The 12,776-nt window shown below is 43.0% G+C and carries 6 protein-coding genes; 5 read left to right on the top strand and 1 reads right to left on the bottom strand.

Annotated elements, in window-relative coordinates; genetic code table 11:
* Positions 1-47: 47 nt before the first annotated feature.
* Complete coding sequence (locus tag BV372_RS08690; RefSeq protein WP_086685888.1) at positions 48-587, top strand: hypothetical protein; 540 nt, start codon at positions 48-50, stop codon at positions 585-587.
* Positions 588-630: 43 nt separating this feature from the next.
* Here BV372_RS08690 and dnaG read toward each other — a convergent pair whose 3' ends face one another.
* Positions 631-2,571, bottom strand: a complete 1,941-nt coding sequence (gene dnaG, locus BV372_RS08685) for a DNA primase (protein WP_086685887.1) — start codon at positions 2,569-2,571, stop codon at positions 631-633.
* 177 nt (positions 2,572-2,748) lie between these two features.
* Here dnaG and BV372_RS08680 point away from each other — a divergent pair, with 177 nt between their 5' ends.
* The 4 genes from BV372_RS08680 to BV372_RS08665 all read left to right on the top strand — a co-directional run bounded on the left by BV372_RS08680 (position 2,749) and on the right by BV372_RS08665 (position 12,477).
* Positions 2,749-4,101 carry an N-acetylmuramoyl-L-alanine amidase gene (locus BV372_RS08680; protein ID WP_086685885.1) on the top strand — a complete coding sequence of 451 codons (1,353 nt, stop codon included), beginning with the start codon at positions 2,749-2,751 and terminating at the stop codon, positions 4,099-4,101.
* 1,489 nt (positions 4,102-5,590) lie between these two features.
* Positions 5,591-7,180: a Re/Si-specific NAD(P)(+) transhydrogenase subunit alpha gene (pntA, locus tag BV372_RS08675; RefSeq protein ID WP_086685883.1), complete on the top strand. Its 1,590-nt coding sequence runs from the start codon at positions 5,591-5,593 to the stop codon at positions 7,178-7,180.
* A gap of 9 nt (positions 7,181-7,189) precedes the next feature.
* Complete coding sequence (gene pntB / locus BV372_RS08670; RefSeq protein ID WP_086685882.1) at positions 7,190-8,641, top strand: Re/Si-specific NAD(P)(+) transhydrogenase subunit beta; 1,452 nt, start codon at positions 7,190-7,192, stop codon at positions 8,639-8,641.
* Positions 8,642-9,252: 611 nt separating this feature from the next.
* A complete protein-coding gene (locus tag BV372_RS08665; protein ID WP_086685880.1) occupies positions 9,253-12,477 on the top strand; it encodes a leucine-rich repeat domain-containing protein in 3,225 nt (1,074 codons plus the stop codon).
* Positions 12,478-12,776 lie beyond the last annotated feature (299 nt).

The raw sequence follows: 12,776 nt of genomic DNA, 5'->3' as shown, positions 1-12,776 counted from the left end.
GCCGCGCTCCAATCAATTATGCAAGGAATTGGTCAAGGAATAAAACCATGAAAGTTACCGTGCGGGATGCAGATATTCTCAAAACTATCGAACCACAACAACTAAAGCATTACTTGCAATCTCATGGATGGCATGAAGACCGTCCCTTTCTTGATAATGCTACAGTTTGGCTCAAACAAGAACCAGAACATGGTGAGTTTGAAATTTTGTTACCAAATAAGCAACATCTTGGTGATTATCCTACTCGCATTCAAGAAGCTCTCAAAATATTAGAAGAAGTCGAAAATCGCTCACAAATTGAAATTTTAAGCGAGCTAATAACCAATGCCTCTAATATTACAATTCAGGGAGTTGTGATGCAAATTGAAGCCCCTAATGCTGACCAATTAAGTGCTGAAATCACATTACTTGGTGTGGTTTTCGATAAATTGCGTTTAATTAAAACCGAACTAGCTGACCACGAATATATCCTCGCTATTAAAGCTTATCAAGAGCGCTTACCAGTGCTTTGCACGGGGGATTTAATCAAAGAAAATAACACGTTTATTCTCAAAAATTCTCGACAATTTATTCTTGATAATCCTTAAAAAAACTATCCAATACCCAGATAAACACTAATAAATAGGATGCCTATAACAAGTCTGTAATTGAAAATTGCCGTTGGCGGTCTAGTTCTTGAAGCCGTAGTTTTTCGGTATAAAAAGCTTGATAATATGATTGCCATCGCTCTGGTTCTGCTTCAGGATCGGTTTCTTGCCACATTTCCAAAAAGTGACGATAGCGCTTTTCTCGCAATACTCTTTCCATACAAGCGATCGCAGCTTGAACAACTTGAGGAGTACGCAATATTTCCTTCTGGCTTTTCTCATTAAGATGAAACAAATGAGATACTAAGCCCATCTCCTCAGGAAACTCTGGGTATTTGTCTTGCAGAGTTGAGACTAAATCTACTTCCATCCCCCTAGGTACTTCTACAATCTGTAGCCACAAAAAGCGGTGGTGAGAAAGGCTAAATTGTAAGTCTCTCTCTTCTAATGTGTCTAAAATAACTTGACGCTGTTCCGGACAGTGTAGATAAATCCGTAGCAATAGAGCTTCTGCTCGTTCCAATAAACCGCGTTCGCTCGCAGCAACAGTCGATTGCGGCCTGGCGACTGAAGTTGGAGAAGATCTGCTATTCTCCCATTTTCTCCTTCCTAGTAGGGGCTGAGAGTAGGTGTTACCAGGAGTAATTTGTGTCAGCAGATTTTCAACTCTTAGAGGAATCAGTCTACTATCTCCTAAGCTGAGAAGTTCAGCACAATAAGAAACATAATAGTTACGCGTATCATTGTTAACTATATTTTTCAGCAATTTCACTACTTGCTGAGTTACTTGCTGAAAATCTGTAGCCTGTTTTAAATCACGGTCTTTGGTGATTTGATTAATCTGCCAATTAAGCCACAGTGGGGCATTAGTTAATAGTTGGCGATAGTCCTCGGAGGTATGGCTGTGTAAGTATTCATCAGCATCTTTACCATCAGGAATGTTGAGAATCTTTAACTGGACTTCGCCCATATATGCCAGTTCGGCAATTTCCCCAATCGCTCTTTCTGCGGCATTAGTTCCAGCACTATCAGCATCAAAGTTGAGCACCAATTGTTTTGAGTCGGTATAGCGTAATACCAAACGTACTTGTTCTAAACTTAAGGCAGTACCCAGGGAAGCGACAACGTTATTAATCCCAGCAGCATGGAGAGCGATCGCATCAAAATATCCTTCAACCACCACAGCTTGATCGAGTTGGGAAATCCCAGATTTGGCTTGATCCAAGGCAAATAGAGTTTTACCTTTACTAAAAAGTTCGGTTTCTGGGGAATTGAGATACTTGGGCTGCTCATCGGAAAGGGTTCTCCCGCCAAACCCAATCACCCGCCCTTGAACGTCACGGATGGGAATCATCAGGCGATCGCGAAACACGTCATAATAACCGCCCCCTTCCTTGCGGGGTTTAATTAATCCGGCTTTTTCCACCAGTTGCACTGGATAGTGTTTACTATCTACCAAATAACGATAGAGTGTCTCCCAACCTGTGGGAGCATAACCTAAGCCAAACTGCTGAATTGTTTGCTCTTGGAGTAGGCGATCGCGTTGGAGATACTGTAGTGCTTTTTGTTCTGGAGATTGTCTCAGGGCGTGTTGATAAAAATGTGCTGTCGAAGCGAGAACTTCATATAGCTGCTCACGCAAAGAGATCTGTCGTTGTAATTCTTGCCTTTGCTCAGGTTCTAGGGTTTGCACAGGGATTTGGTAACGCCGCGCTAAATCTAGAGTCACTTCGGCAAAGGAACGCTTTCCTAAGTCCATTAAAAATTTAATGGCATTTCCCCCAGCTTGACAGCCAAAGCAGTAGTACATCTGCTTGGTCTGGCTCACAGTAAAGCTAGGAGTTTTCTCATCGTGGAAGGGGCATAGACCCACAAAATCTTTACCACGCTTGCGTAAAACTACGTACTCAGAGATGACATCTACAATGTCAGCACGTTGTTTAACTTCTTCAATCGTATCTGGGTGCAAGCGGGGAATTTGCATATTTACTCATGAGTCATTAGTCATTAGTCATTGATCATTAGTCATTGGTCATCAACTTGGGAGAAATAACAAAGGACAAATGATCAAGGACTCCTGATGGCTATTATATTGTTGTTGCTCAACCAAGAATGAATATAGGATTGCTTAGGCTGAGTCTTATAAGAGGAAATACTGAAGATGGGGCGTATATTTATTTCTGCTGCTCACGGAGGCAAAGAAGCTGGAGGAATTGATCCAGGGACGATCGCTGGTGGGACAACAGAAGCTAGAGAAATGATTCTGTTGCGGGATTTGATTGTGACAGAATTGCGGGCGCGGAGTTTTGAAGTTTTATCAGTTCCCGATGATCTCAGTGCTGCCAATACTATCGCTTGGATAAATTCCCGTGGTCGTTCTACTGATGTGGCGTTAGAAATTCACGCTGATGCAGCTAGCAGTCCCAATGTGCGGGGGGCTAGTGTCTTCTATATTGCCAACAACGAGCAGCGAAAAAGCAATGCTGAACTCCTATTGTTGGGACTGTTGCGCCGCGTACCTCAGTTGCCAAATCGAGGCGTTAAGCCAGATACAGATAGCGGATTAGGTCGGCTAATATTCTGTCGTCAAACAGCGATCCCTTCTTTGTTAATGCAGGTAGGTTTCCTTAGCAATCCTGATGACAGGTCTTTATTACAAAATCGTCGCCGCGATTTTGCTCTGGGAATTGCTGATGGATTGGCTTCTTGGAGTCGAGCGATCGATCCCAGTCAAGGAAATACTCCAGAACCAAATTATCCACCCATTAATATTAATATTAATGGACAGAAATATTCAGAGCAAGGAATATTGATCAATGGCAATGCTTATATCCCAATTGATTTAGTAGATCGTTTACGAATTGACCTATCAAAAATACCTGAAGTTCGCCGAATTACATATCATAAAGTAGTCTATGTCAAAGCGATTGAACTACGAGATTTTAATGTTTCTGTCAGCTGGGACGCGGCAACTCGTACTGTAAGTTTGCGTTCAATCTTAGTTGTCTGCCCTGGTCAATTCGACCGCATTATATCGAATGGTAATACTTCAGAAGTACAGTTACAGCTATTTCTCAGAAACAACAATGAAAACGCTTTGGTGCAATTTCCTGACATCCCAAAACTCTATCGAGAAGAAGCTAGTACAGAGGGTATAAACTACGATATTGCCTTTTGCCAAATGTGCGTTGAAACTGGATTTTTACGCTTTGGTGGTGATATTAGACCTCAGCAAAATAACTTTGCAGGTTTAGGTACGATTGGCGGTAGTTCACAGGCAGCATCTTTTGATAGTGCCAGAATTGGTGTGAGAGCGCACATCCAACATTTAAAAGCTTACGCCAGTTTAGAACCTTTGGTGAACGAAGTAGTAGATCCCAGGTTTCGTTTTGTTACGCGTGGTATTGCTCCATTAATTGATCAGTTATCAGGACGCTGGTCAGCAGATTTAGATTATGGTGCAAAGATCACCGCCATGCTCAAACGTTTGTATGAGTCAGCAGGATTGCAATGAGTTTTGGCTCAAGGGTTAAAAGGCAATAGGGTTAATTTTAAATTGTTTACCTCCCCTGCTTGCCATCTGTAGCGATCGCCATTTGGTTACCAGCACTGGTAATGGTACGGAAAGTCATTTGAGTCAGTGTCTAGTTGAGTAATTAGCAATTCTAGAGCATTTATTTCTTAAAAGTAAAGTTTAGTTGCAATATATTTACCCCTAGATATATAGTGTTAATTTATTAATTAAAGCTAGACACCTTTCCTGGCAGATTTAATAGCTCATATTCAATTTAATTAACAGGCAAGAACGCTGTTATCTCGCAATATAATATTGTCAAATAACAGCAATATTCTAGTTTTGTCCATGCTTTGTTTAGGATTTCGTTCCTCTAAGCTAAGTCTTCCCTCTGTTAATACCTATTACCTGAATTCTGACTAATCACATCAGCATTCAGGATTATTTTTTGGAAGGGTTATGGTTAAAAGTTTGCAAGTAGACCACATTAGTAAATATCACAGCCGAATGCAAAGTTCAGTTACAGACATAAAACTTTGATTTTTTCGGATATACTATATAAAGTATAATATTCAATTTTAAATCTTTTATTTTCGGTTTAATTTACTAGCATAGTGATAGCAAATTCGCTAAAAATAAGCAAAATATATTCTAGAGTAATTACATATCTGCTTTCTAAAATAACTAGAAACTTGTATTAATTTAAATGGCAAGTTACTAAGGTTTTTGTCTTTTGCAATTAAATGTAAATCTTAAGAATATCAAAATTGCAACAATTTTTTCTGCTGATAATTATTTAAAAACTTATGAAGAATTACTACAAATTTAAATACAATACACTATACTAAATATTATGTTTAACATAAGTAATTCAACCAAATATTAAAGATAAAACCTGAGTAGGGGAGGCAAAAAGCAAAGACACTTTGTTTACAAGGGTTGTTGGAGCAGCTTCCGCTGTAGACACCTGAAAAGTGGTTTGCCGTTAGCGCGGCGTCTCCGCAGGAGAAGAGAGTTCCCGCAGGATAGGGTAGAGAAGGCATCCAATCTTCGGAGAGTTCTCCCCATTCCCATAAGTGGCGTGCGATTGGCGTACCAAAATTTATTTCAGAGTATTTTTGAGGTTGGTGCAAGATCTAAACCTCCGGCTAGCGGCGATCGCTACTAGCAACACATAAACTAAACACTGGAATCCTTCATTTTGTAGACCCTTTGTTATCTCAGGATTCCAAATTTAACTTGCATACAGCCAGCAGCCAGGATAGCTATCAACAACTAGATTTGAATTAGAACTTACGCAACTGGCACACTCAATAAAAAGGTTGTCAAGAGTCAACAGTCCAAAGTCAAAAGTCTAAGAACTATTGACCATTGACAATTGACAGCCTCAACGCGAAATCTATGACACTTGCGTAAGTCCTATGAATTTTGAATTGCTTAGTGTCTCTCTTTATTTGGGGAACTCAGCTAAATCAAAAGGAGAACACCAATGAAGGTTGGTATTCCAAAGGAAGTCTATCCTGACGAACACCGTGTAGCAGCTACGCCAGACACAGCCAAACGGTTGCAAAAGCTTGGTTTTGATGTGCTGGTTGAGAGAAATGCTGGTTGTGCGGCAAACTTTGCTGATGATGCTTATACTCAAGCAAATTGCCAGATTGCTCCGGATGCTGCAACTTTATGGGCAGAGGCAGATATTGTACTTAAAGTGCGCCCACCCCAAATGCATCCTGATGAATGTAAACATGAGGCAGATTTCCTGCATCAGGGAAGCACGCTGATCAGTTTTATCTGGCCTGCCCAAAATCCTGAACTACTACAAAAACTGGTAGCACGCCAGGCTACAGTGTTGGCGATGGATGCCATCCCCCGTATCAGTCGGGCACAAAAGCTGGATGCCTTAAGTTCGATGGCAAATCTCGCTGGCTACCGTGCGGTGATTGAAGCTGCTAACCACTTTGGGCGTTTCTTTAACGGTCAGATTACGGCAGCGGGCAAAGTGCCACCTGCAAAGGTGATGATTATTGGGGTTGGTGTAGCGGGATTAGCAGCAATTGGTACTGCAAAGGGATTGGGTGCAATTGTACGAGCTTTTGATACCCGCTTGGTAGTGAAAGAGCAGGTAGAAAGCTTAGGTGCAGAGTTTCTCGAACTCAACTTTGCCGAAGACGGTACTGGTGAAGGCGGCTACGCCAAGGTGATGAGCGACGAATTTATCAAAGCTGAGATGGAATTGTTTGCTGCTCAAGCTCAAGAAGTTGACATCATCATTACCACAGCCCTCATCCCTGGTAGAAAAGCACCTGTGCTGATTACCCAAGAAATGGTTGAAAGCATGAAAGAGGGGTCAGTTATCGTTGATTTGGCAGCAGAGCAAGGTGGTAATTGCGCTTGTACTCATCCTGGGGAAATCTACCGTTACAAGGGAGTAACGATTGTAGGTTTGACAGATTTACCCAGCCGGATGGCGCAACAAGCCAGTCAACTTTACGGTAACAATCTTTGCCATCTGCTCGAAGACATGGGTGGAGCGAGTAATTTCCAAATCAATCTCGAAGATGAGGTAATTAGGAGTGCCTTAGTTGTTCATGCTGGCGAGATTACTTATCCCCCACCAAAGATTGAGAAAAAAGTAGAGGTAACAGAAAACAAAAGTAGCAAAAGTGAAGATAAAGTCAAAGAGCCTACCCCAGTCTTAACAACTGCCTCAATCTCCTCAACTCCCAGTTCTGCAAAAGGTGGAAGTAACTTTCTCTGGCTACTCTTAGTTGGTTTAGCCTTACTCGGTATTGGTATTAATGCGCCTCCAGAATTCCTTTCTCATTTCATAGTATTTGTCCTAGCTTGCTTTATTGGGTGGCAAGTGATTTGGAATGTGAAACCTGCTTTGCACACACCACTGATGAGCGTCACCAACGCTATTAGCGGCATCATCATTATTGGCGGGATGTTGCAAATCTCTGGAGGAGCAAGCTCATCTACTACTATTCTGGGAGCGATCGCAATTCTCGTAGGCACGATTAACATTTCCGGCGGTTTCCTAGTCACTCAACGAATGCTCAAGATGTTCCAAAGGTAGAACAAAAATATGTCAAATAACTTACTGACAGTGGCGTATATTGTGGCTAGCGCCTTATTCATTCTCAGCCTAGGGGGACTGTCTGACCAGGAAACTGCTCGCCAAGGCAATGTTTACGGCATTGTGGGAATGCTGATTGCCTTCGTGGCTACAGCGCTTTCCCTAGATATGAATGCTTACGGCATCTTGGGGTCAGTTGTTATCCCCGGAGCCGTGATTGGTGCAATTGTTGCTTCGCGGGTGGCGATGACTTCCATGCCAGAACTAGTGGCAATTCTGCATAGTTTTGTCGGTGCAGCCGCAGTTCTGGTAGGTATTGCCAATTATCTCCAAGAATCGCGATCGCTCACGCCTGTAGAATCCACAATTCACCAAATAGAAATATTTGTTGGTGTATTTATTGGTGCAGTCACCTTTACAGGTTCGATTATTGCCTTTGGTAAACTGCGGGGTATCATCAGCAGCAAACCGTTACTACTACCAGGACGGCACTTACTGAACTTGACTATGCTTGCGGCTGCAATCTGGCTTGGTAGCCAATTTATTGGTGCAGAGGCAATAACTGGACTGCAACCGCTATTGATCATGTCTGCAATTGCCTCAGTCTTAGGCATTCATCTCGTCATGGCCATTGGCGGTGCTGATATGCCGGTAGTGATTTCCATGCTCAACAGCTACTCAGGATGGGCTGCTGCTGCTGCTGGTTTCATGCTATCGAACGATTTGCTGATCATCACAGGTGCCTTGGTAGGTAGTAGTGGGGCGATCCTCAGCTACATCATGTGCAAAGCCATGAACCGTTCCTTCATCAGCGTCATTTTAGGAGGTTTTGGCGCTCAGACAAGTGCAAGTGCTGGAGATGGCGAACAGATAGAGGGTAAAGTTACTGTAACCACAGTTGAAGACACAGTTGAACTCCTATCTCGTGCCAAGAGTGTGATTATCGTCCCTGGCTACGGTATGGCAGTAGCGCAGGCACAACATGGAGTCTCAGAAATTGTCAAACGATTGCGCGATCGCGGCATTAAAGTTCGTTTTGGTATCCATCCTGTAGCCGGTCGTATGCCTGGACACATGAATGTGCTGTTAGCGGAAGCGAAAGTTCCCTACGACATCGTATTAGAGATGGATGAAATTAATGAGGATTTCACTGAGACAGATGTAGTGTTAGTCATTGGTGCTAATGACACTGTTAACCCTAGCGCCTTAGAAAACCCCAACAGCCCAATTGCGGGAATGCCAGTACTTGAGGTTTGGAAAGCTGGTACTGTGATTGTCATGAAGCGCAGTATGGCTAGTGGCTACGCCGGAGTGGAAAATCCACTATTTTACAAGCACAATACCTTGATGTTATTTGGTGATGCCAGGAAAAATATTGATGCTACTGTTGGCAAACTTGCCGAGTTGAGCGAGGAAAGGGTCAATCTTAAGCTAACCGCAAAACCAGCATTTTCTACTTAACCATTGTTGGTGAGAATACCTCTGGCTTATCCCGCAATCCCGCCGTCACCCTAGAAGGGTGCGGCTAATCGAACAAAGCCTGCGTTTGCAGGCTAATTTTTTTAGCCCACGAAGGTGGGCTTTGTACTGATAGCCCCAGGCTTACAGCCTGCGGGCGTTATGTCGGGTATGCGAGTGTATGGAATCTGTAGACGCGGGGTAGCTTGTCGTAGACATCGCATCGCCTTGTTATATTAATGCATCGCCCTGCAATTCAATTGCATCGCCTTGTTATATTAATGCATCGCCTCGTCATATTAATGCATCGGTCTGCAATTCAATTGCATCGCCTTGTTATATTAATGCGTCGCCCTGCAATTGAATTGCATCGCCTTGTTATATTAATGCGTCGCCCTGCAATTGAATTGCATCGGATAACAATGCGATTGTATCAGGTGATTATAGGTATAGTTACATAAGTTAGGATATCTTGAAAGCGTAAATGCTAGGGATAGCAATAGTTTTACCTTCTGCCATCTGCCTCACTTCGACTTCGCTCAGTGACCACCTGCCTTCTGCCTTTTGTATAATTTTTATCAATCTTCTTTCCTTTTACCCTTTTCCTTGGAATTATGACGCAGGATGAGTTATTGCTACTGATAGATCGCGCGGCGGCTGAGGGTTGGCGAGAGTTAGACTTGTCGGGGCAAGAGTTGACTGAGTTACCTAGGGAAATTGGTAAGTTGCAGCAGCTTGAGTCTTTGATTTTGGGAAAGAAGGTTGAAGGTTATGAAGTCGTAGGAAACCGCCATCTCCAAAAGATTTCAGGCAACAATTTAAAAACGCTTCCACTTGAACTATTGGGTTTGCCTAATTTGCGTAAGTTGGATATTAGTGGCAATCCTTTAGAGAGCATCACCAATGTGGTAACGCAAATACTACATTTAGAGAAACTTATCTTAATTCGAGTAAAGCTAACTGAAATACCTGATGCGATCGCAAAATTAACCAATCTGACGCAGCTTATCCTCAGTAACAACCAAATAACCGAGATACCTGATGCGATCGCAAAATTAACCAATCTGACGCAGCTTGACCTCAGTTACAACCAAATAACCCAGATTCCAGAAGCGATCACTAAATTAACCAATCTGAGGCTGCTTGACCTCAGTAACAACCAAATAACCGAGATACCAGAGGCAATCGCAAAATTAACCAATCTGACTGTGCTTGTCCTCCATAAAAACCAAATAACCGAGATACCAGAGGCGATCACAAAATTAACCAATCTGAGGCTGCTTGACCTCAGTAACAACCAAATAACCGAGATACCAGAGGCAATCGCAAAATTAACCAATCTGGCTAGGCTTGACCTCAGTGACAACCAAATAACCGAGATACCAGAGGCGATCGCAAAATTAACCAATCTGACTGTGCTTGACCTCTATAACAACCAAATAACCGAGATACCAGAGGCGATCGGTAATTTAAACAATCTAAGTGAACTTTACCTCTTTTCCAACGAAATAACCGAGATACCAGAGGCAATCGCAAAATTAACCAATCTGACAGAGCTTGGTCTCGGTATCAACCAAATTACCAAGCTTCCAGAGGCGCTGGCTAAATTAACCAATCTGACTAGGCTTGACCTCAATTACAACCAAATTGCCAAGCTTCCAGAGGCGATTGCTAAATTAACCAATCTGACTAGGCTTGACCTCTATAACAACCAAATTACCGAGATACCAGAGGCGCTCGAAAGTTTGCCGAAATTAGAACAACTAGATTTACGAAGAAATCCGCTTCCTATTTCACCAGAGATTTTAGGAGCTTCTGATGATGTTGGTTCAGTTGAAGACATTTTCAATTACTTGCGATTACTCCGTAGCGGTGAAGTGCGTCCACTCAACGAAGCCAAACTTTTACTAATTGGACAGGGTAGCGTCGGGAAAACATCCCTCATTGAGCGACTAATCCACAATCAATACGATCAAAATCAACCCCAAACCGACGGACTCAATGTAGAAACTTGGAACGTGCAGGTCAATAGCAAAGACATCCGCTTGAATGTTTGGGATTTTGGCGGACAGGAAATTTATCATGCCACCCATCAGTTTTTTCTGACTAAGCGCAGCCTCTATCTCCTAGTCTGTAATTGTCGCACCAGTGAAGAAGAAAACCGCATCGAATATTGGCTGAAACTAATCGAAAGCTTCGGTGGAAAGTCCCCCGTGATTATCGTTGGCAACAAAAAAGACGAACAACCCCTCGACATCAACCGCAAGGCATTACGCGAAAAATATCCTAACATCCAAGCCATTATCGAAACTTCCTGCCAAGAGAATATCGGCATTGATGAACTTCGCGCCGCCATTTTGCAGCAAATCGCCAACCTCAAAGAAGTCTACGACCTTCTACCCCTGACATGGTTTGAAGTTAAACAAAAACTCGAATCCATGAGTGAAGACTTTATCAGCTACAACTCCTATATCGGCATCTGCTACAAAAACAATATTCCCGAAGAACAAAACCAAGAGCAACTGATCGATCTGCTGCATCGACTCGGCTTAGTTCTCAACTTCCGCGATCACCCCATCCTCAAAGATACCAACGTCCTCAAACCCAACTGGGTGACAGAAGGTATTTACGCACTCCTAAGCGATGAAATTCTCAAAACTAAAAGCAAAGGCATTTTCACCTCCGCCGATCTCATCCGCATCCTCAATCCAGAGCGTTACCCCACCCAGCGTCACGGCTATCTAATCGGGCTGATGAAAGAATTTGAGCTTTGCTTTGCCCTAGAATGTCAGCCACCACAATTTCTGATTGCGGGACTTCTACCCAAAGACCAACCAGACGCAACAGAATTAGAAGGCGAAACCCTAGAATTTCAATACCATTACAAAGTTCTCCCCGAAAGCATCATTTCCCGCTTCATCGTCATCACCCACGAAAAAATTCATAACCAAATCTATTGGCGCAGTGGAGTAATGCTGCAATATCAAGAACACAACGAAATCTACAACATCGCTCGCATCAAAGCCGATCCCGAAGACAAAAAAATCTTCATCACCATTAGCCGACGCAAAGAAACCCGCCGCTTATTTCTCGGTATTCTCCGCGATGTCTTCAACAAAATCCACAAAAGTCTCCCCAATCTCGAAATCACCGAATGGGTTCCTGTCCCTGGCTATCCCAATCATCCCCCCCTCGACTACCAAGAACTTCTAGGACTTGAGGCAATGGGTGAAAGGACAGTCACCATCGGCAAACTAAAATTAAAACTCGATTTACGTCAACTTTTAGACGGCTACGAATCAATAGAATCGCGTCGAAAATCACAAAAAGGAGATAACGATGCAGATGATAGGACTGTATACGAAGATATGCGAGAGATTGCTAAACTAGCCGTAAGCAGACCAATTATTAATAAAGCTGAGGCAAAGGCTGTGTCAGAAAATCCTCAATTCACAAATAACCTTCAAGGCGCAAACATTGCCAATTTTGCCAACGAAGTCAAAGACAACGCCAGTCAGCAAGCCTCTAACTTCACCCAAACCAGCGGCGCAAACATCTCCGAAATTCTGCAACTAATCGGCAACCTGCGCCAAACTGCCGCCCAATTCCCGCCAGAAATCCGCGACGACATCATTATTGATATTGATGATGTAGAAGCAGAAATTCAAAAGCCAGAACAAGAACGCAATACACCCAAACTCAGAAAGCGTCTACTAGCTCTACTAACTGCTGCTAGTGTAGTCGCTGCCCCGATCGCAGGTATAACAGATTTTACAAATAATATTATGGAAATAGGAAGCAAATTAAACATCGAACTAAAGCTTCCCCCTGTTAAATAGCGGTATGCCGGAGATTTGAGCGTCTTGAATGCGTAGACGCAGAGCAGCTTGTAGTAGACATCGCATCGGCTTGTTATATTAAGTACTCATACAAAATTAAATATACATTTGTCATTGCGAATGGAGCGAAGCGACATGTAGGCGAAGCCTTCCCGCAGGGTAGCAATCGCAAGGGTTTGGAGATTGCTTCGCTACATTTCATTTCGCTCGCAATGACATAAATAATTTTGCGTAACCACTTAGTGCATCGCCCTGCAATCGAATTGCATCGCCTTGTTATATTAATGCATCGCCCTGCA

The organism is Nostoc sp. T09, from assembly GCF_002154695.1.
GTDB lineage: Bacteria > Cyanobacteriota > Cyanobacteriia > Cyanobacteriales > Nostocaceae > Aulosira.
Note: the sequence above shows the minus strand (reverse complement) of the source record. Positions and strands in the feature narration are given on the sequence as shown.